Genomic DNA, 25,865 nt, shown 5'->3' on the forward strand with positions numbered 1-25,865 from the left:
GGTCTGGAGACACAACGACATGAAGAAGAACACCAGGAATGGCCTGCTGGCCGCCGGCGCATGCTGTGCGCTCGTCGCGCCGGGCGCGCGCGCGCAGTCGAGCGTGACGCTGTACGGGATCATCGATACGGGCGTCGAGTTCGTGACGCATGCGAACGCGGCCGGCGATCACGTGGTGCGCATGCCGGCCGTGACGGGCGAACTGCCGTCGCGCTGGGGGCTGCGCGGCGTCGAAGAGCTCGGCGGCGGGTATCAGGCCGTCTTCACGCTCGAAAGCGGCTTCAACGTGCGTGGCGGCGATCTCGGCCAGGGCGGCCGGCTGTTCGGCCGGCAGGCCTTCGTCGGGCTGAAGGGCGGCTTCGGCACGCTCGCGTTCGGCCGCCAGTACACGATGACCTATCTCGCGCTGCAGGGTGCGGACATCATCGGCCCCGACATCTACGGGCTCGGCTCGCTCGATGCGTACGTGCCGAACGGCCGCGCCGACAACGCGGTCACCTACATCGGCGCTTATCGCGGCGTCACGCTCGGCGCCGCGTATTCGTTCGGCCGCGACGGCGCGGGCACCGGCAACTCGCCGGGGCAAGGTACGTGCGCCGGGCAGGTGCCGGGCAATGCGGTCGAATGCCGCGAATGGTCGGCCATGCTCAAGTACGACAGCGCGTATTTCGGCGCCGCCGCCTCCTACGAGGAACAGCGCGGCGGCGCGGGGGCGGCCGCGAACTTCTTCGACGGCGTCGCGCCGGCCGCCTTCACGAGCAGCGCGGGCAAGGACGCGCGCGTGCACGTGAGCGCATACGCGCAGGCGGCGGGCGCGCGGATCGGCGCGGGCTGGATCGGCCGGCGCGTGTCGAGCGGTTCGCCGGCCGTGGCCGGCGCGCGTTCCGACCTGTTCTTCGTCGGCGCGTCGTATGCGATGAAGCCCGATTTCATCGTCGACGGCGAAGGCTACCGGATCGTCAACAGCGCACACGACACGCGCGCGACGATGGCAACGCTGCGCGCAACCTACCTGCTGACGAAGCGGACCTCGGTCTACGCGCAATCCTCCTACCTGTGGAACAGCGCGCATGCGCGCTACGCGGTCAGCGGCGGCGGGGCCGGCACGACGCCCGGCGAGGGAATGGGCCAGCTCGGTGCGATGGTCGGTATCAAGCACATGTTCTGACCCGGCAGATCGACGAACGGAGCTTATCTTGAACAGACATTCTGCATTCCTCTTCATTGCGCCGATTTCCGCAATCGTGCTCGCCGGTTGCGGCGGCGACGATTCGGTCAGTTCCGCGCCCACTCACCTGAGCGCGGCCACGCCGGCCGCGATGGCGCAGACCTGCGACGCGCTTGCCGCGAAGCTCGCGTATGCGAGCACGTCGTTCACGTCGGTGACGACCGCGGCCGCCGGCGCGCTGACGGTGGCCGGCCAGCCGATCGCCGAACACTGCGTGATCGAGGGAAAGATGAACGAGCGCGTGAGCGCGGTGGACGGCAACACCTATGCGATCGGCTTCGAGATGCGCCTGCCGAAAGCGTGGAACGGCCGCTTCTTCTACCAGGCGAACGGCGGGCTCGACGGCAACGTGGTGACCGCCACCGGCGAGATCGGCGGCGGCGGCCCACTGAACGACGCGCTGAACATGGGCTTCGCGGTGATCAGCTCGGATTCCGGGCACAGCGCCGCGCAGAATCCGCTGTTCGGCATCGATCCGCAGGCACGGATCGACTACGGCTACGGCGCCGTCGACGCGCTGACGCCGATGGCCAAGCAGGTGATCCGGCTCGCGTACGGCAAGGCGCCCGACCGCAGCTACTTCGACGGCTGCTCGAATGGCGGCCGTCACGCGATGGTCACGGCCGTGCGCAACCCGGCCGACTACGACGGGATCATCGTCGGCGATCCGGGCTTCCATTTGCCGAAGGCCGCGATCGGCGAGATGTACGGTGCGCAGCAGTTCGCGAAGATCGCGTCGGCGACCGGCACGAACGGGTTGCCGGACATCCGCAGCGGCTTCACCGACGCGGAGCGGCAGTTCGTCGGCGCGAAGATCCTCGAGAAATGCGATGCGCTCGACGGCGCGGCCGACGGCATGGTGCAGGACGTCGCCGCCTGCCAGGCGCACTTCGGCATCGATGCCGATATCCCCACCTGCACGAACGGCACACGCACGGGCGCCTGCCTGACGCCTGCGCAGAAAACCGCATTGGAGAACGTGTTCGCCGGTGCGCGCAACAGCGCGGGCACGGCGCTGTACGCGAGCTTTCCGTACGATCCGGGCGTGGCCGGCAGCGGCTGGGCCGCATGGAAGCAGTCGAATTCCGTCAGCCTGGATCCGGCCGCGATGGCGTTCACGTTCATGACGCCGCCGAAAACCGCCGCGACGCTCGCGAACCTGCCAGGTTTCGCGCTCGGCTTCGACATGGACAACGACGCGCCGGCAATCTTCGCGACGAACGGCGTGTACCCGCAATCCGCCTGGTCGTTCATGACGCCGCCCGACGAGACCAACCTCTCCGCGCTGAAGTCGCGCGGCGCGAAGCTGATCGCCTATCACGGCTCGGGCGACCCGGTGTTCTCGTTCGACGACACGCGCGATTGGTACGTGAAGGTCGCGCAGGCGAACGGCGGCGACGCGTCGGATTTCGCCCGCTTCTATCCGGTGCCGGGGATGAACCACTGTTCGGGCGGGCCGGCGACCGATCAGTTCGACATGCTGACGCCGCTTGTCGCGTGGGTCGAGCAGGGGCAGCCGCCGGCCGCGATCACGGCCGCCGCGCGCGATGCGACGAACGCCGTGCCGAACGCGGACGTGCCGACCTCGTGGGGGGCCGGCCGCACGCGGCCGCTATGCCCGTATCCCCAGGTTGCACGCTACAACGGTTCGGGCGACGTGAATTCGGCAGCGAGCTTCAGTTGCCGTTGAGATCGCGCCGCCACCAAAGGCGGCCGGCGCGCGCCTTGGCAACATCCGGGTGCGGACCGTCGATCAGCGCGCGAGCCGGATACGCTCCGTCTCGCGCGCTCGATTACAACGAAGGTGCCCAGGTCGTGCCGAACGGATTCGACTGATCGATGCCAGGGAAGTCGACGAACGCCTTACTGCAATCCAGCACGCCGCTGCTGGTCAGCGCGTGGTTGGCGACGCCATTCACCGTGACGCGGTTCGCGGTCGAGGCGAAGATCGGCAGGTTCACGTTCTGCAGTGTGAGGTTGGCGTCCGACGAGATCACCGAGATGTTGTCCGGCGAGTCCGCTACCACGTTGGTGAGCTTCATCACAAGCGGGAAGGCCGGCTCGCCGAAACCGCCCGTATTCGCCTCGAAGCCTTGCAGCTTGACACCGGCCGACCCGGTGATCACCACATTCGAGATCGAGATGTCGTGGAAATTCGGATACAGCGGACCGCCCGCCGGCAGCGCCTTTGTGCTGTAGTACGGCGTAAAGAGCAGTGCGTTGGTCGCGTCCCGGATACAAATGTTCGCGTAGTTGATATTGCTTACCTCGCCGCCGCGTGCGTAGTCGGACTTGATGCGCAGCCCCTCTTCCGAGTCCCAGAAGGCGTTGTCGTAGACCTGCACGTTCGTCACGCCTGCGTTCGTCTCGCTGCCGATGGAGATGCCGTGTCCCCAGTAGATGTGGTTGTGAGCGATCACGATGCCCCATTTACGGTCCGCGCGGACGTTGCGGTTGCCATCCACGCCAAACAGGCCCGAACCGGCTGGCGACGGGTTGTTGCTGCCCTTGAGCGCAATGTCGTCGTCGCCGGTGCTCACGTAGTTATAGGCAAACACGAAATTCTTCAGGTAGCCGTCGAACGAGATCGCGCCGGCGGCGGAGTTCGTCGTGCTACCCGTCGAGAGGGCGACCGAGGTGGCCTTCGAGGCCGAGCCCGGATCGAATGCGTCGGTGTTCTTGACGTTGTCCTCCCCGAAGGTCTGGCCCGTGTAAAGGGGATTGCCATTTCCTGCAGGATTCGCGAACGCGGCCAGCGTCGGGGTTTGCACCTTCACGCCCCAGATCGTCAAGCCGTCGACACCGCTCGGCACCACGTGGAAGTTCGGGCTGTTATTGAGCGTGATGCGATACAGCGTCAGGTTCTTCGCGTAGTTGAACACCATCAGCCGGAAATTCGACTGCGAAGCCGTACCGGTGGTGCCGTTCTGCACCATGTTGCCGAGGTACGCCAGATCCCACCAGCTCATGTTGCGCACCGACGATTTCGAATCCACCATCGTGCCGCCGTCGTCGCAAGGCGTACCGTCGGGCGCCACGGTGCCGGTTTTGTACGCGGCATAGGTATTCGAGCAGGTCAGGTCCACCTTCATCAGCGGATATTTCGCATCCGAGGTGACGATTTCCGCGTAGCCGCGGCCGTCGATGCGACCATCGCCGACGACCGCCGAGTTGACCAGGTTGGTGCCTGTGATGAGCGCCAGGCAGTTCGACGAGCTCCCGCTCTTCGTGGCGCTGACGGCGGTATTGGCGCAGTACGGGCCGGCGAGTGCGGGCGCATAGGCCTTCACGTCACGCGAGGCATACAGCGTGACGCCTTTGTCTATCCACAGCGTCACGCCCGAAGGCAGCGTCAGCGGGCCGCTGATGAAGCTGTTGCCACCACCGCTGCTGTTGACCACCAGGCGCACGGCGAATTTGCTGGCGTGGTATGCGGGCTTGGCCAACGCCTCGCCGGATGCCCCCGCGATGTTGACATTCGCAATGGCCGCGGCCTTCTGCGCGGCAGTGGCCGAGGCGTCCGCCGCCGCGATGGTCGCCCCCACTTCCGCATCGACCGCGGCCCCGCAGGCGTCGAGCGCCGCCTGAATCCGCGCCTGGTCGGGGTTGGCCGTGGTCGGCGACACCGCCTTGCCCACGCCTGCCAGGGAGGGATCGGCCTCGGGCGGCAGGGAGCCATCCGGGCGGCTCACGAGCGTGTTGCTGGCTTCGAGCGTGCTGCACACCTGAGCATCGGCGGGCAGGCTCGGCTCTGCCGGCAAGTTCGCGTCGGACGTCGTTGTCCCAACCTGGAACACGGCATTGGCAGTGGACGGGCTGCCGGTGCCGATGGAGGTGGGTGCGTCCGAATCGCCGCCGCACGCGCTCAGCGTGGCGGCCGTCACGATCGAGGCTGCGAGCAGGCACAGCAAGCGTGCCCCACGCGTTCGTGAAGAAGCTCTCATGAAGGTGTCTCCTGTCTGGTCATCGTGCGTCGACGATGCCGGGTTGATGTGTCGAGGAATCGATTTTTTGGTCAGTCATCCTATAACGGACAACGAAAAAGCGAAAGGTCGCACGGATGCTTGAGTCCGCGATTTCGTTTCACCCAAGATCGGGCGAGCGACAAAAGCGGAAAATCGTTTCGTTAATCGAATCCGGCATGGCACGGGGTTTTCCAATATCCGATCCCCGGCCCCTTCATTCACTATGACTTACGGGTATGTACCCATTCGATCAACTTTTTTATTGAAAAGTTTTGGAAAGGTATGTGATCTGATGTCCGATATTAAAATGCTGTCCCGTACTACACGCCCGGACGGCAAGAGAACGGACCTCATCCGCAAAAAATCCATATGGGCATGGTTTCTGAGTTGATCTACGGCTAGGGAAAGCCCGAGCTTGTTGCCTCGACTTCGTGACTTATACGATTTCCGTTGTCAGATGTTTTTCAGAAGACGGGGAATACATTGCGCCCTCCCTCTTGCAAAACTCACGACGGGCGACATGTCCACATCCGCGCATAGCGCACCTGCACTCGAACCTTTTTCATCCCATCGTTTTACTTTCGGCGTGTATTCCGAGTGAATCGCTCGCAATCAAGAAGAGCGGAACGGAAGAGGTCGAAGCGGCTATGTCGCGCCACTTCAATTCATTCATGTTGTATGACGTCGCAACATGTAAGCGATGAAAAACCGCCGGAGCGCATGGATCGAGGCAGTGCTTATTGGGTCCAGTTAGTTGGCATGACGAACAATAAACCGGGCCGCGGCCCGCAGACGGGAGCAGAGATCCATGACGCAATTCTTGTCGACATACCAACGCTGCTGGCAACTGTGCGCGGGAATCGCACTGACAGCCGCGGCGACAGCATGCGGCGGCACGGATTCCGCGCCGACCTCGGCCATCGGCACCACGCCCGCCGTCGGGTCCGGCTCCGCGGCCGCCACGGCGACAGCCTCGTTCGTTCCGGCCAACGGCGAGACCGCCGCCTATGCGGACACGCGCCTGTCGATCACGTTCGACGCCCCTCCGACGCTCGGCGTCGCGGGACAAATCAAGGTGACGCGCGTTTCGGATGGCAGCCTGGTCGACATCATCGACATCAGCGGCGCGCCAGTCACCGCCGGCGGCGAAAGCCAGACCTACATGCCGGCCGCCAACACCGAAGTCGACAAGCTCGGCAACAACGTGGGCTCGCTCACGCAATGGCGCTATGTCTACTACACGCCGGTCACGATCTCGGGCAACACAGCGACGGTGCGCCTGCACGACGGTGTGCTCGCCTACGGCACGCGCTATTCCGTGAGCATCGACAACGGCGTGCTGAACGGCAAGATCGCCGGCCAAGCCTTCGGCGGCATCGGCACCCCGACCGCGTGGTCGTTCCAGACCAGACCCGCGCCGAGCTCCCCTACTGCCGTGACGGTCGGCGCCAGCGGCACGAGTGACTTCCGAAGCGTCCAGGGCGCGCTCGACTGGATCATGCAAAATGGCTGCGTAACGTGTGTCAACGCGAATGACGCCAAAACCATCACGATCGAGAACGGCAGCTACCACGAGCAACTGTTCCTGCGCAACGTGAACAACCTGACCATCGCGGGCCAAAGCCGCACGGGCGTGGTCGTCTACGACGACAACTACGAGTCCTACAACCCGTCCACCGGCGGCAGCAAGACGGCCCCGCAAACCACGCTGACGACGGAGGGAAGCGGCACGCGGCGCAGCCTCGGCGGAGGCCGCTCGGTGCTGCTCGTGGAAGGCGCCGACCTGTTGAAGCTGACGAACTTCACGCTGCAGAATTCGCACGTGAAAAGCGCTGTCGACAACAATCAGGCCGAGGCGATCTATTACAACAGCGCGACGCTGAACGGCAGCCGTCTCATGGCAACGCAGATGACCTTCCTGAGCGCGCAGGACACGCTGCAGCTCAAGGGCTGGGCGTGGTTCTATCAGTCGCTGATCGCCGGCGACGTCGATTTCATCTGGGGCTCCCCCTACGCAGCGCTGTTCGAGCAGAGCGAATTGCACACGGTCGCCGATCCTGTCACGCCCACCTCCGGCGGCTATGTATTCCAGTCGCGCGCGGCCTACGGCTTCCCGGGTTTCGTGGTGCTCAACGGCACGCTGACTGCCGATGCAGCGGTGCCAGCCGGCGCCACCTATCTGGCGCGCTCGGGCGGCCTGAGCTCGCCGACCTACTGCACCACCGCGTACACAGGCAGCGGCAGCTTCGGGAACGCGAACCTCGGCTGCGACGACGTGGCCTACGTGGGTACGCAGATCGGCACGCACGTCGCGACGGCCGGCTGGTACACGAACCCGGCGCCCAACCCCGCGTCCCCCACTGCCGTGGCAGGGTGGCGCGAGATGGGCAGCCTGGATGCGTCGGGAAACGCGCTGCCCACGAACGGACGCAACGGGACATACGCGACGACAAGTGCCGACCTAAGCGGATTGAATACGCGTGCGAAGGTGTTCGCCTCATGGAACAACAACGCGGGCTGGGTACCTTCGCCGTGACGGCGCCATGAAGCCTGGCGTGTCCACGGTTGCCATAAACCATGGCTTGAAGCGGCCAGCATGAACAGCAAGCGATACACGAATAAGTTCAAGATCGAAGCAGTCAAGCCAGCCGCTATGCCTGGCCGGCGAAATTCGGCGGGCCGGACGAGAACGGTCATCAGATCCGGTGATCACTGAATCAAAAAAGACTATTGGCGCGGCGACGTCCCTCCGCCTTGCCAGAAATCTCCAGTCTTCGCCGCTACGGTTTTTCGGGAGGAGCTCAACGTCTCCTGTCGGGCCGATGTCGATCGCTTCGGATTCCCGACCAGATTGCCATATCAAAAATGAATGGAAGGTGTTTTTGTCGCTATTTGACCGGATGCGCGCCGCAAACCTAGACTGGTTTCAACTTGAGCACCCGGGAAATCCGATGCGCCCCGACACCCTGCTGTTTCATGACGCGTTCCGCGTTGCACCGTACTGGTGGGATGCCGCGCCGCCCGAAACCGACCACTCGCCGCTGCCGGCCTCGGTCGACCTGCTGATCGTGGGCAGCGGCTACTGCGGCCTGTCGGCCGCCGCCGAAGCGGCGGGCCACGGCCTCTCGACGGCGGTGATCGATGCGGAAGAACTGGGCGCCGGCGGCAGCACGCGCAGCGGCGGCATGGTGTCGAGCGGCCAGAAGCTCGCGCTGACCAATGCGATTCGCGGCGTGTCGGCCGAGCGCCTGCAACGGCTGATGCGCGAGTCGATCGCGAGCTTCGATTTCCTCAAGCACCTGGTGGCCAGCGAGCGGCTCGATGCGGACCTGCACATCAGCGGCCGCTTCTTCGGCGCCTACACCACGCAGCACTTCGACACGCTGCGCGCCCAGGGCGAGCTGCTGCGCGAGAAAACCGGCGTGACCGTGCACGTGATTTCACGCGACGAACAGCGCGCGCTGGTCGGCACCGATTACTACTACGGCGGCATCCTGATCGACGAGTACGGCGGCCTGCATACCGCCAAGTACCACCGCGCGCTGCGCGAACTGGCGCGCCGCCGCGGCGCGACGCTGCACTCGCACGCCGCCGCGCAGAAGATCGAGCGCATCGGCAACACCGGCGCGGCCCGCTTTCGCGTGCACACCGCGCGCGGCACGATCCTGGCCGGCCGCGTGCTGGTGGCGACCAACGGCTACACGGGCGACCTGCTGCCGTTCCTCGCGCGCCGCGTGCTGCCGGTGGCCAGCTACCAGATCGCCACCGAGCCGCTGCCGCCGGGCCTGATGGACGCGCTGAACCCGGGCCGCCGGATGGTCAGCGATTCGAAACGCAACCTGTTCTACACGCGCCCGTCGTCCGACGGCACGCGCATCCTGTTCGGCTCGCGCCCGGCGATCCGCGAGCTCGACGAGCGCGACGCCGCGCGCCGGCTCCACGCGAAGCTGGTGACGCTGTGGCCCGCCCTGCGCGACGTGCGCCTCACGCATGCCTGGAAAGGCTTCGTGGCGATGACGAACGACCGCCTCGCGCATCTGGGCGAGGCCGACGGCATCCACTACGCGGTGGGTTGCAACGGCAACGGCGTGGCGCTGATGACCTGGCTCGGCCAGCGCATCGCGCGGCGCATCGTGGGCGCGGCGGCCGAGGCCGGCCCGTTCGCCGAGGGCGGCTTTCCGCTCGACCCGGCCTCGCTGGCGCGCCCGCTCGCGGTGCCGGTCGGGGCGGCGCTCTACGAATTCAACGATTATTGGAGCGGCCGCCAGCGCGCCGCACTCGCCTGATTCTCCTTTCCGTTCCCATTCGCAGGAGTCCGCAATGATCACGTTGCGCAAGGTATCGAAATGGTATGGCGAAAACCGCGTGCTCGACGACTGCTCGGCCAGCGTCGCGCGCGGCGAGGTGGTGGTGATCTGCGGCCCGTCCGGCTCCGGCAAATCCACGCTGATCAAGTCGATCAACGGGCTGGAATCGATCCAGCAAGGCGAGATCGTGATCGACGGCCGGCCGGTGGGCGGCAGCGCCGCGCAACTGAGCGCGCTGCGCGCCACCGTCGGCATGGTGTTTCAGCACTTCGAACTGTTTCCGCACCTGACGGTGCGCGAGAACCTCGAACTGGCTCAGGTCAAGGTGCTCAGGCGCCGCCGCGACGAGGCGGCCGAGCGGGCACGCACGCTGCTGCGCCGGGTGGGCCTGCATGCGCACGAGGATCGATTCCCGTCGCAACTCTCGGGCGGTCAGCAGCAGCGCGTTGCGATCGCACGCGCGCTGTCGATGGACCCGATCGCCATGCTGTTCGACGAGCCGACCTCCGCGCTCGACCCGGAGATGGTGCATGAAGTGCTCGACGTGATGACCGAACTGGCGCGCGACGGCATGACCATGCTGTGCGTGACGCACGAGATGGGCTTCGCGCGGCGCGTGGCCGACCGCATCCTGTTCATGGATCGCGGCGCGATCGTCGAGGACGACACCAGCGAACGCTTCTTCGCCCAGCCCCGTTCCGAGCGCGCCCGGGATTTCCTGTCGCGCATCCTGCATTGATCCGGGCCGTGCCCGGCCCGCCCCTGGTTTTGCCCTCACGTTTCATTGTTGCGTCCACCTCGAGAAGAAGGAGTTCCGTCATGCGCTTCCGCCAGTTCCTCCGCGCCATTGCCGTCGCCGTGCCGCTGTCCCTCGCCGCCGCTTCCGCCGCCCATGCCGACGACCTCGGCACGCTGACGCCGGGCCAATTGATCGCAGGCGTCGACGCCAACAACAAGCCGTATTCGTACGTCGACAACGGCCAGATGACGGGCTTCGACGTCGAGCTGCTGCGCGCGATCGGCGCCAAGCTCGGGCTGAAGGTGGAATTCCGCGCGCAGGACTTCGCCGGCATGCTGCCCGGCGTGGCGAACCGCCAGCTCGACGTGGCGGCCGGCTCGATCTCGATCACCACCGAACGCCTGAAGATGGTGGATTTCTCCGAGGGCTACCTCACCGGCCTGCTCAGCGTCGCCACGCTGCCGGGCAGCCCGATCACGTCGGACATCGCCTCGGTCAAGGGCAAGCGGATCGGCGTGATCCAGGGCACCATCGAGGACACCTATTCGGACAGCTACATTCCGGGCGCGCAGGTGGTGCGCTTCCCGAACCTGAACGCGGGCTTCCTGCAACTGCGCTCGAAATACATCGACGGCTACTTCATCGACAAGACGCTGGCGGTGGGCCTGCAGGCCAAGTACCCGCAGATGAACCTGCAGGACAAGCTCGACATCTCGGCGGTCAACCTGCCGGCCGGCTTCCCGATGCGCAAGGGCAACGCCAAGCTGGAGGCGGCCGTGAACCAGGCGATCAATGCGCTGGTGGCCGACGGCACCTGGCTCAAGCTCTACAAGCAGTTCAACCCGACCTACCCGACGCCGACCAGCCTGCCGCCGTACGCCATGAAGACGGGCGGCTGATCGCGCTCGCCCGACCGTCCACCCGGCCCCGCCACTTTCACGAGGAGTCCATCATGCAGGCGTTCATCGAGAACTTTCTCGACTGGCAGTTGCTGACGTCGTCGCTGCCGTCGCTGCTTTATACCGGCCTCGTCAACACGCTGGTGTTGTCGGTGTTCTCGACGCTGCTCGGCATCGTCGCGGGGCTGTTTCTCGCGCTGCTGCTGGTGTCGCCGACGCGCTGGCTGACGGTGCCGGCGCGTGTCTACGTGGACGTGTTCCGCGGCCTGCCCGCCGCGCTCGTGATCCTGGTGGTCGGCCAGGGGCTGGCGCCGGTCGGGCTGGCGCTGTTCGGGCCGAACCCCTACCCGCTCGCGATCGTCGCGCTGGCGCTGATCTCGTCGGCCTATATCGCCGAAATTTTCCGCTCGGGCATCCAGAGCGTCGGGCGCGGCCAGCTTTACGCCTGCCAGGCGCTCGGCATGACGTACTGGGCCTCGATGCGCTACGTGATCGTGCCGCAGGGCATCCGCCGCATTTTGCCGGCGCTCGCGAACCAGTTCATCTCGATCGTCAAGGATTCGAGCCTCGTATATTTCCTCGGCCTGCTGACTTCGCAGCGCGACCTGTTCACGATCGGCCAGAACTCCGCCGTCAACACCGCGAACCTGTCGCCGCTGGTGGCGGCCGGCGCCGTCTATCTGCTGATCACGGTGCCGCTGACCCACGCGATCAACCATATCGACCGCTGGACCAACCGCCACGCCAACCCGGGCTCGCAACGCCCGGACCGCAAGGCCGGGATGCGGCGCGCGGTGCGCGCGGCCGTCTCGCGCCTCTCGACGCGTCACTGAACATACCGCCAACCCAACGCTCACCAGGAGACGTCTCCAACATGGGACCGACAGTCGACACCGTAGCCAGCGATACCCGAGTGCCCGCGCAAGCGGACGTGGTGGTGATCGGCGGCGGCATCATCGGCGTCAGCACGGCGCTCGCACTCGCGGACAAGGGCTTGTCCGTGGCGCTGTGCGAGAAAGGCCATATCGCCGGCGAGCAGTCGAGCCGCAACTGGGGCTGGGTGCGCGTCACGCGGCGCGACCCGCGCGAGCTGCGGCTGGCGATCGAGAGCCTGAAGATCTGGCGCACGCTCGACGCCGCCATCGGCGCCGATACCGGCTTCCGTCAATGCGGCATCCTCTACATGTCGGAAGACGAGGCGGCCATCGAGGATCACCGCGACTGGCTGCGCCGCGCGCGCGACGAGGCCGGCGACACGTTCGACACGCGCGAGGTGGGCGCGGCCGAGATCGCCCCGCTGCTGCCCGGCTCGACGGTGCGCTACAAGGGCGGCCTGTACACGCCGAGCGACGCGCGCGCCGAGCCGCAGAAGGCCGCGCCGGCCATCGCCAACGCGCTGCGGCGGCGCGGCGTGTCGATCCTCACGCCGTGCGCGGCGCGCGGCATCGAAACCAGCGGCGGGCGCGTCAGCGCGGTGGTGACCGAGCACGGCACGATCCGCTGTTCGGCCGTGGTGGTGGCCGGCGGCGCGTGGACCCGCTATTTCTGCGGCAGCCTCGACATCGAACTGCCGCAACTGCTGGTGCGCGCCTCCGTGCTGCGCACCGAGCCGCTCGCGGGCGGCCCCGAGGTCAGCGGCAGCAACAAGCATTTCGCGTTTCGCAAGCGTTACGACGGCGGCTACACGATCGCGGCCGGGTTTCGCACCTGGACCGACCTGACACCCGACGCGTTCAAGCTGTTCTTTCAGTACCTCGAAGCATTGAAGAGCCAGGGCGGCGCGATGCGGCTCGGCATCGGCCGGCGCTTCCTCGACGAGCTGCGCCGCCCGCGCCGCTGGGCGCTCGACCAACCGACCGAATTCGAACGCGTGCGCACGCTCGACCCCGAGCCGATCGCGCGCTACGTCGATCCGGGGCTGGCCGAATTCATGCGGGTGTTTCCGCACCTGAACGGCGCGCGCATCGCGCAGCGCTGGGCCGGCTACATGGACGTGACGCCCGACGCGATTCCGGTGATCGCGCCGGTCGAGCGGATTCCGGGCGTGTTCATCGGCACCGGCTTCTCGGGCCACGGCTTCGGCATCGGCCCCGGCGCGGGGCGGCTGATGGCCGACCTGGTGACCAACGACACGCCGCTCGTCGACCCGCGCGCGTTCCGGCTCACGCGCTTTTCCGATGGCACGAAGATCGTCATCGACGCTGGATTCTGAACCCAGGAGGCTCACGATCATGGACAAGGTGGCAATGATTTCCGGCGCGAACCGCGGCATCGGGTTCGCCATCGCCGACGAGTTGCGGCGGCGCGGCTACCGGCTGTCGCTCGGCGTGCGCGAGCCGTCGAGCGTGGCTGCGGCCTGGCCCGACGCGCGCGACGACGACCCGAACCTGCTCGCCGCGCGCTACGAGGCGCGCGACCCGGACGCCGCGCGCGGCTGGGTGGACGCCACGCTGGCGCGCTTCGGCCGCATCGACGTGCTGGTCAGCAACGCCGGCATCTGCCGCGCGATCAGCTTCGACGAGGGCACCGATGCCCTGCTCGACGAAACGCTCGACATCAACGTGAAGGCGCCGTTCCGGCTGGTGCAGGCGGCGCTGCCGCACCTGCGCCGCGCCGGCAACGCGCGCTTCGTGCAGATCGCCTCGCTGTCGGGCAAGCGGGTGCGCAACGACAACGTCGGCTACCAGATGTCGAAGCACGCCACGGTGGCGCTGACCCACGCGGTGCGCCGCGCCGGCTGGAACGACGGGCTGCGGGCGGTGGCGGTGTGCCCCGGCTTCGTCAACACCGAGATGGCGGCCGGCATCGCCGACCTGGCGGCCGAGGCGATGACGCAGCCCGAGGACATCGCGCGGCTGGTCGCGAACACCATCGAGCTGCCGAATTCGGCCAGCATCGCCGAGTTGCTGATCAACTGCCGGCACGAGGATTTGTTCTGAATCAGTTCGAGTCGCGCCCCGCGCGCGGCTGGAACGTCAGCGGCGCTTCTTCGGCGGTTGCATCGGCGGCGGTGCCGCAACCGCCGCAGGTCGAACACCCCGACCCGCAGCCTTGCGCCGCGCCCGCCGAACGCGACAGGCGGCGGCCGAGCCAGCGTGCCCACGCCGCGCGCTGCGGCTCGACCAGATGCGCGGCCACCCGCTCGATGCCGCGCGCCGACCATGCCGGCGCGAGCTTGCGCACCATCACGCCGCAACTGGCGGCCACCACCGCGCCGATCACGCAGTACTGCAAAACGAGGCCGGTACTCATGCCAGCCACCGTGCAAGCTGATACGTGACGAACGACGCCGCATAGGCCATCACGAACATGTAGCCGAACGAGATCGCGACGTTCTTCCACGAGCGCGTCTCGCGCCGGATCACGGCCAGCGTCGACATGCATTGCGGCGCGAACGCGAACCACACCAGCAGCGACAGCGCGCTCGCCAGCGAGAAGTTGGCGGTCAGCGCATGGGCGAGGCTGGTGATGTCGCTGTCGCCGCCACCCACCGCGTACACGGTGGCGAGCGCGGCCACGGCCGTTTCGCGCGCGGCGAACGCCGGGATCAGCGACAAACTGATCTGCCAGTTGAAGCCGAGCGGCGCGAAGATCACTTCCAGCCCGCGGCCCAGATAGCCGGCGATGCTGTAGTCGATCGCGGGGCCGGTGGCGCCGGCCGGCGGCGACGGGAACGTCGAGACGAACCACATCAGCACCGTCAGCGCGAGGATCACGCCGGTCAGCCGCTTCAGGAAGATCGAGCCGCGCTCCCACAGGCCCAGGCCGATGTCGCGCGCACGCGGCACGCGATACGAGGGCAGTTCCATCAGCAACGCCTGCTCGTCGCTGCCGCCGCGCAGCTTCTTCATGATCCAGCCCACCAGCATCGCGCCGCCGATGCCCGCCGCATACAGCAGGAACAGCACGATGCCCTGCAGGTTGAACACGTAGGCCACCTTGCGCATCGGGATGAACGCGCCGATCAGCAGCGCGTACACCGGCAGCCGCGCCGAACAGGTCATCAGCGGCGCGACCAGGATGGTCGCGAGCCGGTCGCGCGGGTTGGTGATGCTGCGCGTGCCGAGCACGCCAGGAATCGCGCAGGCGAAGCTCGACAGCAGCGGAATGAACGAGCGCCCCGTCAGCCCCACCGACAGCATCATGCGATCCAGCAGGAACGCCGCGCGCGGCAGGTAGCCCGACTCTTCCAGCACCAGGATGAAGAAGAACAGCACCAGGATTTCGGGCAGGAAGCCGAGCACGGTGCCGAGGCCGGTCAGCAGGCCGTCGGTGACGAGGCTGTGCAGCGGGCCGTCCGGCAGCCATGCGCCGACGATCGTGCCGAGCCAGTCGAAGCCGTCGCCGATCGCGTCGGTGATCGGCTTGCCGACCGAGTACACCGCCTGGAACACCACGAACATCACCAGCGCCAGGATCAGCAGGCCGAACACGGGGTGCAGCGTCCAGCGGTCGAGCCGGTCGTCGCGCTCGTCGGTCGAGCGCGGCATCGTCACGGCCGCGGCGAGCAGCGCGCGCACCTGGGCGTGGACGTCGGTGCTTGAAGCGGCCGGGGGGTTGGCATGGTTGGCCTGCACCGCTTGCGCGGGTTCGGCCGCAACCGGCCGGTGCGCGTCGATCGCCGCGATCAGCGCGCCGGCGCCCTGCTTCTTGATCGCCACCGTCTGGATCACCGGCACGCCCAGCTCGCGTTCGAGCGTCGGCACGTCGATCGCGATGCCGCGCCGCGCCGCCTCGTCCATCATGTTCAGCGCGACCAGCACCGGCTGCCCGAGCTGCCGCACCTCCAGCACGAAGCGCAGGTGCAGCCGCAGGTTGGTGGCATCGACCACGCAGACGATCAGTTCGGGCCGCGCCTCGCCCGGATAGCGGCCGAGCAGCAGGTCGCGCGTGATGCGTTCGTCCGGGCTGGCCGAATCGAAGCTGTACGCGCCGGGCAGGTCGAGCACCTGCACCATGCGCCCCGACGGCGCCTGGAACTGCCCTTCCTTGCGCTCGACGGTCACGCCGGCATAGTTGGCGACCTTCTGTCGCGCACCCGTCAATTGATTGAACAGCGCGGTCTTGCCGCAGTTCGGGTTGCCGACCAGGGCGATGCGAAGCGACGGAGCCCTCATCAGCGAACGCCCTCGACCGTCACGCGCGCGGCTTCGGTGCGCCGCAGCGCGAAGCGCGTGGAACCGATCTGGATCAGCACCGGATCGGCGCGCCACGGGCCGTGCGCCACCACGCGCACGGCTTCGCCGGAGACGAAACCGAGATCGCGCAGGCGCTGGGCAATCGGATCGGGCTGGGTGACATCGGCGACGGCGACGACCGTCGCGGAGGCATTCTTGGGCAAATCGGAAAGGAGCATTGCGGCAGGGAACATAAATAATAATAATTCTCAATATCATGCCCGAACCGCTCCGCAGCGCCAACCCGGAACACGGGGTTACCCTGCGCCACCTTGTCGCACACAAACGGCTGACAGCCGGTTTCAACAGGCCGACCAACCAGCTTGACCGGCCGGATCCGCACCTGAATACCTAGGTAATTGACACGTATGGACCTAGGTATTTTGAGTCTCTACCCTCGTTTTTGATATCGGACCACACCGACATTTACAGGGGAAGAAGCACCATGTCAGCTCAGGCCACCCAGGACGTCGACACCCGGACGCTGCGCCGCGTGATCGCGGCCGCGTCGATCGGCAACTTCGTCGAATGGTTCGATTTCGCCGCCTACGGCTTTCTCGCCACCATCCTCACGCGCGAATTCTTCCCGAGCGGCGACCCGACCATCGGGCTGCTGAAAACCTTCGCGGTGTTCGCCGTGGCGTTCGCGTTCCGCCCGCTCGGCGGCCTGTTCTTCGGCGTGGTGGGCGACCGCATCGGCCGCAAGCGCACGCTGGCCTTCACGATCCTGCTGATGGCCGGCTCCACCACGCTGATCGGCCTGCTGCCGACCTACGCCGGCATCGGCTGGTGGGCGCCGCTGCTGCTCACGGTGATCCGCTGCGTGCAGGGCTTTTCGGCCGGCGGCGAATACGCGGGCGCCTGCGCCTACGTGATGGAGCACGCGCCGCGCGACCGGCGCGCGTTCTTCGGCAGCTTCGTGCCGGTGTCCACGTTCTCGTCGTTCGCCTGCGCGGCCGTGGTGGCCTACCTGCTCGAAGCGTCGCTGTCGTCGCAGGCGATGATCGACTGGGGCTGGCGCGTGCCGTTCCTGATCGCAGCGCCCGTGGGCCTGATCGGCGTGTACCTGCGCGTGAACCTCAACGAAACGCCCGCGTTCCAGGCGCTCGAAGGCAAGCACGAGGTGGCGCACGCGCCGCTGGCCGAAACGTTGCGCTCGCAATCGTGGAACATCGTCAAGCTCGGCGCGTTCGTGTCGGTCACGGCGCTGTCGTTCTACACGTTCACCACCTACTTCGCGACCTACCTGCAAGTGGCCGGCCACCTGTCGCGCAGCACCGCGCTGCTGGTGACCGTGCTCGCGCTGCTGTTCGCCGCCGCGCTGTGCCCGCTGGCCGGCTGGTTCTCGGATCGCGTGGGCCGCCGCGCCACCATCGCCACCACCTGCGTGTTCATCATGGTGTCGGTGTATCCGGCGTTCTCGCTCGGCGGCTCGGGCGTGCTGGCGCAATCGCTGCTCGGCGTGGCGCTGCTGGCGATCGGCGCCGTGCTGTCGGGCGTGGTGACCGCGCCGCTGATGTCGGAAGTGTTCGCGACGAAAACCCGCTACACCGCCTCGGCCATCACCTACAACCTCGCGTACACGATCTTCGGCGGCACCGCGCCGCTGGTCGCCACCTGGCTGATCGCCACCACCGGCACCAACCTGTCGCCCGCGTATTACCTGATCGCGATCGCGATCCTCGCGATCGTCGGCGGCCTCGCGCTTCGGGAAACCTCGAAGAGCGCGCTGGAAGACGTCGGCGGCGCGAGCCCCGCCGCGTCGGCCCGGCATCCCCTCGGACGCACCCTTTGACGGAGGCACGGAACATGAGCACGCTTCACGATTCGAGCATCATCATCGATGGCCTGAACATTTCGAAGTTCGACCGATCGGTGTTCGAGGACATGCGCAAGGGCGGCGTGACCGCGCGTTAGAATCGCGCAGCGCCCGGCACCCTGCCGAGCCTCACTCATCCTGCTCACCCGCCATGCCGACTCCCGCCGACACGATGCCGAGCCTCGATTACGAGAGCGTGTTCCTGCATCTGCCGGTGGCCGTCATCGTGGCGCGCGAGCGCATCATGGTCGAATGCAATGCGCGCGCGCTGGAGCTGTTCAAGGCGACGCGCGCCGACATCGTCGGCCAGTCGTTTTCCAAGCTGTATCCGAAGCAGAAGGATTTCACCGCCACCGGCCAGCGCCTCGGCCCGCTGATCGCCAAGCGCGAGGGCTTCAGCGACGAGCGCATCATGCGCCGCGTGGACGGCAGCCACTTCTGGGTGACCGTGTGCGGCTTCGGCTACAACCCGAAGCGGCCGTTCGAGCTGGCGATCTGGACGTTCACCGATTTGTCCGACGGCGCCAAACGCGCCGATGCCGCCGGCACGCTGACCGACCGCGAACGCGATGTGGCCGCGCTGGTCGTGCACGGCCTGACCAGCAAGGAAATCGGCAAGGAGCTGAACATCAGCCCGCGCACCGTCGACATTCACCGCGCGAGCCTGCTGCGCAAGTACGACGTGCGGGCCACCTCCGACCTGATCGACCGGCTGCTGGCCTGAAGCCTGCGCAGCCCGCGTTCGAACGCCCGATCACCCCGCCGCGCGGCGCTGGCTCAGCGTCATCGACAGCCAGCAGATCCCCACCGACAGCACCGCCAGCGCGCCGCCGAACGTGCCGAGCCACTGCAGGCCGAACTGGTTCGCGATGTGGTTGCCGAACAGCGCCCCGGCGCCGATCCCCACGTTGTACAGCGCGGACAGCAGCGACACGGCCAGATCGGTCGAATCGGGCGCGAGTTCGAGCACCTGCGACTGGATCGCCAGGCCGAACGAAATGATGAAGCCGCCCCACAGCAGCACGTGCAGCGACAGCGTGCCGATCGACAGCGAGAACGGGAACAGCATGAACAGCGCTGCCGCCAGCATCGCGACCACGGCCAGCAGGTAGCGCTCCGGCTGGCGCGTGTAGAAACGCACGAAGCACATCGCGGCCGGCAGGCCGGCGATGCCGAACAGCACCAGCAGATAGGTGATGCGGTCGTTGCTGGCGTGCACCACCTGCCGCACGAACGGCTCGAGATACGTATACACGGCGAAGTGCGCCGACACCGTGATCACCGTGATCGCGTACACCGCCATCAACTTGGGATTGCGAAGCAAGGCGGGCAGGCTGCGCAGCGAGCCGGCCCGTTCGCTCGGCAGCGGCGGCAGCGTCACCCACAACACGCCCATCACCACCGTCGCCGCGGCGGCGATCACCTGGAACGTCAGCCGCCAGCCCAGCGCCTCGCCGATCATCCGGCCGATCGGCACGCCCGCCACCAGCGCCACCGAGGTGCCGACCGACAGGAAGCCGAGCGCGCGGCTGCGATCGTCGGGCGGCACCAGCCGCGTGACCATCGCGGCCGAAATCGACCAGAAGATCGCATGGGCGAACGCGATGCCGACCCGCCCGATCATCAGGATCGTGAAGTTCGGCGCGATGCCCGTCACGACATGGCTGACGATGAACAGCGCGAACACGCGCATCAGCAGCTTGCGGCGCTCGATCCGGCTGACGATCAGGATCAGCGGCAACGAGGTGAGCGAGACCGTCCAGGCGTAGATCGTCAGCATCAGGCCGACGTCGGTCGGCTGCATGTGCAGGCTCTCGGCGATGTCGCTCAGCAGGCCGACCGGCGCGAACTCGGTGGTGTTGAACACGAACGCGGCGGCCGCCAGCGCGAGCACGCCCCACCAGGGGCGCTTGAAATTCGAAAAGTCGTAGCTTGCCATCGATGGATCACGGGGAGCGGTTGCAGGGGCAGCAGCACGGTCCACGGAAGATGAAGAGGACTGCGTTTCCGGGGCACGCCGGAGAAAAACGGGCGCAAAACGCTGTCCATGATACTGCGAGCGGGGGTTGGAGGGCGTTGAAAACAGCCCGAAAGTCGGCCGCCCCCCTCACTCCCCGTTCCGAATCTCCCCCGGCCCCTTCCCCGTCCAGCGCTTCAGCGCCCGCCGGAAATTCGCCGTATCGCTGAAGCCGATCAGCATCGCCACGTCCTCGGTGCTCATCTTGGTCGTCTTCAGATATTCGATGGCGAGCGAGCAGCGCACATCGTCGACGATCGCCAGGTACGACGTGCCCTCGCCATCGAGCCGCCGCCGCAACGTGCGGCTCGTCATCTTCAGCGCGGCCGCCACCGCCTCCATGCTCGGGAACTCGCCGGGCTTGCGCATCAGCAACTGGTAGACCTCGCCGGCCGCGCCCGACGAGGTCTTGGTCTGGCCGATCAGGCGGTCGCAGGTTTCCTGCAGCAGCGCGGCCGAATGCCGGTGCGCCAGTTGCGGGCGAAACTCGAGGATGGCGCTGTCGTAAATCAGTTCGCACTGCGTGGCATCGAATTCGCACGGGCAGCCGAGGTACTCGCGATAGAGCGCGGCGTGCGGCGGCGCCGGATAGGCGAAGCGCGCCAGCATGGGCGGACAGCTTCGCCCGGCCACATCCTGCAGGTGCGTGACGTGCTGCGTGTACTGCTGTTCGAGCAGGAATTGCTGCACATCGTGCGGCAGATCGGTGGCAAACGCGTCGGGGAAGGTCCAGACGGCGCGGTCCGGATGCTCGGCCCATTCGATCGTCACGGTCGGCGTGGCGAGCCGGTGATATTTGACGCCGAGCCGGAAATAATCGCGCAGCGACAGGCACGACATCAGCGCATAGCCGTACATGCCGTAAGCGGCCAGATGCAGCCGCGAGCCGGTGCGAAACGGCGTGGCCGGATCGGCCGACAGCGCCACCGCGTTCCGGCACACGGCCGCGTACTGGCGCACCGAGGTCTGCACGGCGGCGTCGTAGATCTGGCCCGGCGCGATGCCGCTGCCCTTCAGGGCGGCCTCGGCCGCAATGCCCTGCTCGGCCAGCACCTCCACCAGCGCGGCGATCTTGTAAGGCGCGTAGATGCGCTCGTTCAGCAACGGCAATCGCGACGACATCGCCCCTCCTTTCGGATGTCCGCGAAAGACATCACTCTGTCCGAAATTGACCTTACGCGGCGCATCGTAGCTCACTATGATTCACAGAACAACAGAAGCCCCCGCCACCGGCCCGGTGCTTCGTCAACGTATCGGAGACACGCATGACCCGCCCCGTTCCCCCGCCGCCCTGGCACCGCCGCCTCATGCGCGGCACCGCGCCGGCCGACGCCCGAGCGCCCGTTTAGCGCCCGCTCGGCACCGGTTCGCACACCGGCCGCTCCGAGATCATCCGGGCCGCCACGCCATCGCGCCGCCACCCTGCCCGCTCCGCTCCATCAGCAAGGATTCCCAAATAATGAGCAAGCCCCAAGCCAAGGTCATCATCACCTGCGCCGTCACCGGCTCCGCGCACGTGCCGTCGATGTCCGAACACCTGCCGATCACGCCGGCGCAGATCCGCGACCAGGCCATCGAGGCCGCCGAGGCCGGCGCCGCGATCCTGCACCTGCACGCGCGCGACCCGGAGAACGGCCGCCCGACGCCCTCGCCCGAGGTGTTCCGGCAGTTCGTGCCGGCCATCGCCGAGCGCACCGACGCGGTGATCAACATCTCGACGGGCGGCAGCACGCGCATGACGCTCGACGAACGGCTCGCCTATGCACGGCTCGCGAAGCCCGAGATGTGCTCGCTGAACATGGGTTCGATGAATTTCTCGCTGCATCCGATCGCGGCCCGCATGAGCGACTGGCGCTTCGACTGGGAGAAGGATTACCTCGAAGGCATGGAAGACATGATCTTCCGGAACACGTTCCGCGACATCCGCAACATCCTCACGGAGTTCGGCGATTACGGCACGCGCTTCGAGTTCGAATGCTACGACGTCGGGCACCTGTACAGCCTCGCCCATTTCGTCGATCTCGGCCTCGTCAAGCCGCCGTTCTTCATTCAGGCCGTGGTGGGCATCCTCGGCGGCATCGGCCCCGACCCGGAAAACCTCCAGGTGATGCGCGCCACGGCCGACCGGCTGTTCGGTCGCGACCAGTACCACTTCTCGGTGCTCGGCGCGGGCCGCCACCAGATGTCGCTGGTCACGCTCGGCGCGATCCTCGGCGGCAACGTGCGCGTGGGACTCGAAGACAGCGTCTACCTGTCGAAAGGCGTCAAGGCGAAGAGCAACGCCGAGCAGGTGCGCAAGATCCGCCGAATTCTCGAAGAGCTCTCGTTCGAGATCGCCACGCCCGACGAAGCGCGCGCCATGCTCGGCCTGAAGGGCCGGGCCGGCATCACGCCCTGAACCCTGCCCCCAGCGCCATCCCCATGACCTGCCACCCGCACGCGGCCTCGCCGCATGCAGGACACCGAACAAAACCGGCAGGCCCACACCCGGAGACACGATGAAACCCGCAACCGTTGACGAACCCGCAGCCGGCCTCCTGCATCGCCTGGCCACCCGCAAGGCGATGGCAAGGCTGCTGCCCCTGATGTGCGCGATCTATTTCCTGTCGTTCATCGACCGCACCAATGTCGCGCTGGCCAAGGCCGCGCTGGCCGCCGACCTCGGCATCGGCGCGGCGGCCTACGGGCTCGGCGCCGGCATCTTCTTCATCGGCTACGCGCTGCTGGAAGTGCCGAGCAACCTGGCCGCGCACCGGATCGGGCCACGCCGCTGGATCGCGCGCATCGCCGTGACCTGGGGCCTGCTGTCCACCGCGATGCTGTTCGTGCGCGGCGAATGGTCGTTCTACGCGCTGCGCGTGCTGCTCGGCATCGCCGAGGCGGGGCTGTTCCCGGCGCTGATGTACATGGTCACGCTGTGGTTCGCGCCGAAGGATCGCGCAGTGGCGGTCGGCTGGATCTACACGGCGCCCTCGATCGCGCTGATCGTCGGCAGCCCGCTCGGCGCGGCGCTCATGCAGCTCGGCGGCATCGGCGGCCTGCGCGGCTGGCAGTGGATGTTCCTGATCGAAGGCGTGCCCACCGTGATCGCGGGCATCGTGCTCTATTTCAAGCTGCCGGACCGGCCCGCCGACGTGCGATGGCTCACGCCGCAGGAAGCGCGCTCGCTCGAGGCGCACGCGGTGATCGACACGCACGGCCACGCCGAGCTGTTCTCGTCGGACTGGTTCGCGGCGATCAAGCGCCCCACCACGCTGCTGATCGCGCTGATCTACTTCCTGAACCAGGTGGCGTTCGTCGGCCTGTACTTCTTCACGCCCGCGATCGTCGCGCAGATGCATGTCACCTCGCCGCTGGTGGTGGGCCTGCTGTCGAGCAGCGTCGGCATCGGCTTCCTGCTCGGCGTGCTGATCCTGCCGCGCCTGCATCGCCGCATCGAGGCCGATTGCACGTTCCTGGGCATCCTGACGGCCGGGCTCGTGATCAGCGGCATCCTGTTCATCGCGGCGGGCAACCGCAGCCTGCAGATCGCGCTGCTCGGCGCGACCGGCTTCTTCGCGGGCGGCGTGCTGCCCTCGTACTGGTCGGTCGCGATGAAGCGCCTGCAGGGCATCCAGGCCGCGGCCGGCCTGGCGTTCATCAATACCGTGGGCCTGCTCGGCGGCTTCGCCGGCCCCTACCTGTTCGGCCTCGCCGAGACGGTCAGCGGCCGCAGCGACGCGGGCTTCAACGTGATCGTGGGCGCGTCGGCCATCGGCTTGTGCCTGGTGCCGCTGCTGGCCCGCGCGATCCGCGCCGAAACGCGGCCGGCCGCCGGCGCAGGCACAATCGCCGGCGCGCCGGCCGGCATCGATTACCCGGGCTGACAGCCCAAGCTTCGACGTCATCCAGAGAGGGCAAGCATGAGATTGAACCAGCAGGTCGCCATCGTCACGGGCGCGGGCCAGGGCATCGGCGCCGCCACCGCGCTGAAATTCGCGCGCGAGGGGGCCATCGTCGCGGTATGCGACATGAACGCGGAATCGGTGCGGGCCGTTGCCGGCGCATGCCGCGAGGCCGGCGCGCGCGCCGTCGGGTACGAGCTGAACGTGACCGATCGCGGCGCGGCCGACGCGGTGGTCGAGCAGGTGCTGCAGCAATTCGGCCGCGTGGACGTGCTCGTCAACAACGCCGGCATCACGCGCGACGCGCGCCTGCAGAAGATGAGCCTGCAACAGTTCGACGATGTCATCGACGTGAACCTGCGCGGCGTGTTCCATCTGGCGCAGGCCGTGCTCGAACCGATGCTCGCGCAAGGCGCGGGCGTGATCCTCAACGCGAGTTCGGTGGTGGGCCTCTACGGCAACTACGGCCAGACCAACTACGCCGCGGCCAAGTTCGGCGTGATCGGCTTCACCAAGACCTGGAGCCGCGAGCTGGGGCCGAAGGGCATCCGCGTGAACGCCGTCGCGCCGGGCTTCATCGACACGCCGATCCTGTCCACCGTGCCGGACGACGTGCTGCGCAAGATGCGCGAGCAAGTGCCGCTGCGCCGGCTCGGCAAGCCCGAGGACGTGGCCAACGTGTACGCGTTCCTGGCCAGCGACGAGGCGGCCTATATCAACGGTGCGGTAATCGAGGTGTCGGGCGGCATGACGTTGTAGTCACAACCATCAGGAGGCGACCCATGAATCCCATCCACGGCTTTCGCATCGACCCGGCGGCGGTGCGCAGCGTCGGGCACGATCTGCAACGCCCCGAATGCATCCTGGCCCGGCGCGACGGCACGCTGCTGGTGGCCGACGCACGCGGCGGCGTCATGCGGATCGACGCATCGGGCGCGCAGACGCTGATCCTGCCGAACGACGCCGATGCCGACACCACCGCTCCGGCCGCATCCGACGGCCTGACGAGCGGCTCGCTGCCCAACGGCCTCGCGCTCGACGCCGACGGCCATCTGCTGATCGCCAACATCGGCACCGACCGCCTCGAGCGGCTGACGCTGGCGGGCGAGCGGCAGGTGCTGCTGGACCGGCTCGACGGCAAGCCGCTCGGCAAGGTCAACTTCGTGCTGCGCGACAGCCGGGGCCGGCTGTGGATGACGGTCTCGACGCGCGTGACCCCCTGGCCGAACGCGGTGCGCTCGACGCTCGCCGACGGCTATATCGTGCTGATCGACGCGCGCGGCGCGCGCATCGTGGCGGACGGCCTCGCGTTCGCCAACGAGATCCGCTTCGATGCCGACGAAACCTTCCTGTACGTGGCCGAAACCACCGCGAAACGCGTCAGCCGTTTCCGTGTCGATGCCGACGGCGCGCTCGGGCCGCGCGAAACCTACGGCCCCGATTCGCTCGGGGCAGGCCTGATCGACGGCTTCGCGTTCGATGCGTTCGGCAACCTCTGGTGCGCGATGATCTTCTCCGACCGGCTGGTCGCCATCGATCCGTCGGGCGCGACGCACACGCTGCTGGACGACGGCGACGCGGCCGCCACGGCGCGCTTCGAGGCGGCCTTCGCCACCGGCGAGATCGTGCCGATGCCGGTGATCGAGCAGACGGGCGGCACGCTCGCGCCCTGGCTGACCAGCGTCACGTTCGGCGGCCCCGGGCTGCGCACCGTCTACCTGGGCAGCCTCAAGCGCACCTCCATCCCCTGCTTCACCGCCCCGGTCGCGGGTTTGCCGATGATCCATTGGTGAGCATTCCGAACCGACCTTCGCGACTCCCTTTCCTCAA

21 protein-coding genes and 1 pseudogene are annotated in these 25,865 nt (G+C 67.3%); 16 read left to right on the top strand and 6 right to left on the bottom strand.

The genetic code is table 11. From position 1 onward, the window contains the following. Positions 1–19: 19 nt before the first annotated feature. Together AB4850_RS09905 and AB4850_RS09910 are read left to right on the top strand one after the other, a co-directional pair. A complete protein-coding gene (locus AB4850_RS09905) occupies positions 20–1,168 on the top strand; it encodes a porin (protein WP_414439640.1) in 1,149 nt (382 codons plus the stop codon). Positions 1,169–1,196: 28 nt separating this feature from the next. Next, positions 1,197–2,918, top strand: coding sequence for a tannase/feruloyl esterase family alpha/beta hydrolase (locus AB4850_RS09910; RefSeq protein ID WP_414439641.1), 1,722 nt, complete (start codon positions 1,197–1,199; stop codon positions 2,916–2,918). A gap of 103 nt (positions 2,919–3,021) precedes the next feature. Here the strand turns inward: AB4850_RS09910 and AB4850_RS09915 are convergent, their stop codons facing one another. After that, the gene (locus tag AB4850_RS09915; RefSeq protein ID WP_414439642.1) at positions 3,022–5,172 is read right to left on the bottom strand and encodes a glycoside hydrolase family 28 protein; all 2,151 of its coding nucleotides are present in this window, start codon (positions 5,170–5,172) and stop codon (positions 3,022–3,024) included. Positions 5,173–6,001: 829 nt separating this feature from the next. On the opposite strand from AB4850_RS09915, the gene AB4850_RS09920 reads away from it, so the two are divergent. The 7 genes from AB4850_RS09920 (at position 6,002) to AB4850_RS09950 (ending at position 14,077) form a co-directional block, all read left to right on the top strand. After that, positions 6,002–7,729, top strand: a complete 1,728-nt coding sequence (locus AB4850_RS09920; protein WP_414439643.1) for a pectate lyase — start codon at positions 6,002–6,004, stop codon at positions 7,727–7,729. Between the two features lie 415 nt (positions 7,730–8,144). Continuing rightward, positions 8,145–9,479, top strand: a complete 1,335-nt coding sequence (locus AB4850_RS09925) for an NAD(P)/FAD-dependent oxidoreductase (RefSeq protein WP_414439644.1) — start codon at positions 8,145–8,147, stop codon at positions 9,477–9,479. A gap of 34 nt (positions 9,480–9,513) precedes the next feature. Continuing rightward, positions 9,514–10,239, top strand: coding sequence for an amino acid ABC transporter ATP-binding protein (locus tag AB4850_RS09930; protein ID WP_414439645.1), 726 nt, complete (start codon positions 9,514–9,516; stop codon positions 10,237–10,239). Positions 10,240–10,319: 80 nt separating this feature from the next. Beyond that, positions 10,320–11,138: a substrate-binding periplasmic protein gene (locus AB4850_RS09935; RefSeq protein WP_414439646.1), complete on the top strand. Its 819-nt coding sequence runs from the start codon at positions 10,320–10,322 to the stop codon at positions 11,136–11,138. Positions 11,139–11,191: 53 nt separating this feature from the next. Then, complete coding sequence (locus tag AB4850_RS09940; protein ID WP_414439647.1) at positions 11,192–11,971, top strand: amino acid ABC transporter permease; 780 nt, start codon at positions 11,192–11,194, stop codon at positions 11,969–11,971. Positions 11,972–12,012: 41 nt separating this feature from the next. Then, complete coding sequence (locus AB4850_RS09945) at positions 12,013–13,350, top strand: NAD(P)/FAD-dependent oxidoreductase (protein WP_414439648.1); 1,338 nt, start codon at positions 12,013–12,015, stop codon at positions 13,348–13,350. Between the two features lie 19 nt (positions 13,351–13,369). Continuing rightward, on the top strand, positions 13,370–14,077 hold the full coding sequence (locus AB4850_RS09950; protein ID WP_414439649.1) for an SDR family NAD(P)-dependent oxidoreductase: 708 nt from the start codon (positions 13,370–13,372) through the stop codon (positions 14,075–14,077). Between the two features lies 1 nt (position 14,078). Here AB4850_RS09950 and AB4850_RS09955 read toward each other — a convergent pair whose 3' ends face one another. Genes AB4850_RS09955 through AB4850_RS09965 form a run of 3 tightly spaced genes read right to left on the bottom strand, consistent with a single transcriptional unit; the run spans position 14,079 to position 16,494 of the window. After that, on the bottom strand, positions 14,079–14,390 hold the full coding sequence (locus AB4850_RS09955; protein ID WP_414439650.1) for a DUF6587 family protein: 312 nt from the start codon (positions 14,388–14,390) through the stop codon (positions 14,079–14,081). After that, entirely contained in the window at positions 14,387–16,255 is a 1,869-nt protein-coding gene (gene feoB, locus AB4850_RS09960; RefSeq protein ID WP_414439651.1) for a ferrous iron transporter B, read from the bottom strand. Before feoB ends, AB4850_RS09955 begins: the two co-directional genes overlap by 4 nt. Next, positions 16,255–16,494: a FeoA family protein gene (locus tag AB4850_RS09965; RefSeq protein WP_414439652.1), complete on the bottom strand. Its 240-nt coding sequence runs from the start codon at positions 16,492–16,494 to the stop codon at positions 16,255–16,257. The genes feoB and AB4850_RS09965 overlap by 1 nt, the downstream gene beginning before the upstream one ends. Positions 16,495–16,760: 266 nt before the next feature. Between AB4850_RS09965 and AB4850_RS09970 the strand changes: the two genes are divergently transcribed. From AB4850_RS09970 to AB4850_RS09980, 3 genes and pseudogenes are all read left to right on the top strand, one after another. Then, positions 16,761–18,110, top strand: a complete 1,350-nt coding sequence (locus AB4850_RS09970) for an MFS transporter (RefSeq protein ID WP_414439653.1) — start codon at positions 16,761–16,763, stop codon at positions 18,108–18,110. A 14-nt stretch (positions 18,111–18,124) separates the two neighbouring features. Next, positions 18,125–18,226, top strand: a pseudogene (locus AB4850_RS09975) (peptidase M19); the annotation flags it as partial. Between the two features lie 59 nt (positions 18,227–18,285). Then, positions 18,286–18,858 (top strand): LuxR C-terminal-related transcriptional regulator, encoded by a 573-nt coding sequence (locus tag AB4850_RS09980; protein ID WP_414439654.1) that lies wholly within the window; start codon positions 18,286–18,288, stop codon positions 18,856–18,858. A 30-nt stretch (positions 18,859–18,888) separates the two neighbouring features. Here the strand turns inward: AB4850_RS09980 and AB4850_RS09985 are convergent, their stop codons facing one another. After that, positions 18,889–20,073, bottom strand: coding sequence for a sugar transporter (locus AB4850_RS09985; protein WP_414439655.1), 1,185 nt, complete (start codon positions 20,071–20,073; stop codon positions 18,889–18,891). Between the two features lie 168 nt (positions 20,074–20,241). Next, a complete protein-coding gene (locus tag AB4850_RS09990) occupies positions 20,242–21,273 on the bottom strand; it encodes an AraC family transcriptional regulator (RefSeq protein WP_414439656.1) in 1,032 nt (343 codons plus the stop codon). A 337-nt stretch (positions 21,274–21,610) separates the two neighbouring features. On the opposite strand from AB4850_RS09990, the gene AB4850_RS09995 reads away from it, so the two are divergent. The 4 genes from AB4850_RS09995 (at position 21,611) to AB4850_RS10010 (ending at position 25,828) form a co-directional block, all read left to right on the top strand. Next, entirely contained in the window at positions 21,611–22,549 is a 939-nt protein-coding gene (locus AB4850_RS09995) for a 3-keto-5-aminohexanoate cleavage protein (RefSeq protein WP_414439657.1), read from the top strand. Between the two features lie 100 nt (positions 22,550–22,649). After that, entirely contained in the window at positions 22,650–24,017 is a 1,368-nt protein-coding gene (locus AB4850_RS10000; protein WP_414439658.1) for an MFS transporter, read from the top strand. A 36-nt stretch (positions 24,018–24,053) separates the two neighbouring features. Beyond that, positions 24,054–24,794, top strand: a complete 741-nt coding sequence (gene fabG, locus AB4850_RS10005; RefSeq protein ID WP_414439659.1) for a 3-oxoacyl-[acyl-carrier-protein] reductase — start codon at positions 24,054–24,056, stop codon at positions 24,792–24,794. A 23-nt stretch (positions 24,795–24,817) separates the two neighbouring features. Then, positions 24,818–25,828 (top strand): SMP-30/gluconolactonase/LRE family protein, encoded by a 1,011-nt coding sequence (locus AB4850_RS10010; RefSeq protein WP_414439660.1) that lies wholly within the window; start codon positions 24,818–24,820, stop codon positions 25,826–25,828. Positions 25,829–25,865 lie beyond the last annotated feature (37 nt).

Origin of the sequence: Burkholderia sp. 22PA0106 (assembly GCF_047497155.1) — a bacterium.
Classification (GTDB): Bacteria; Pseudomonadota; Gammaproteobacteria; order Burkholderiales; family Burkholderiaceae; genus Burkholderia.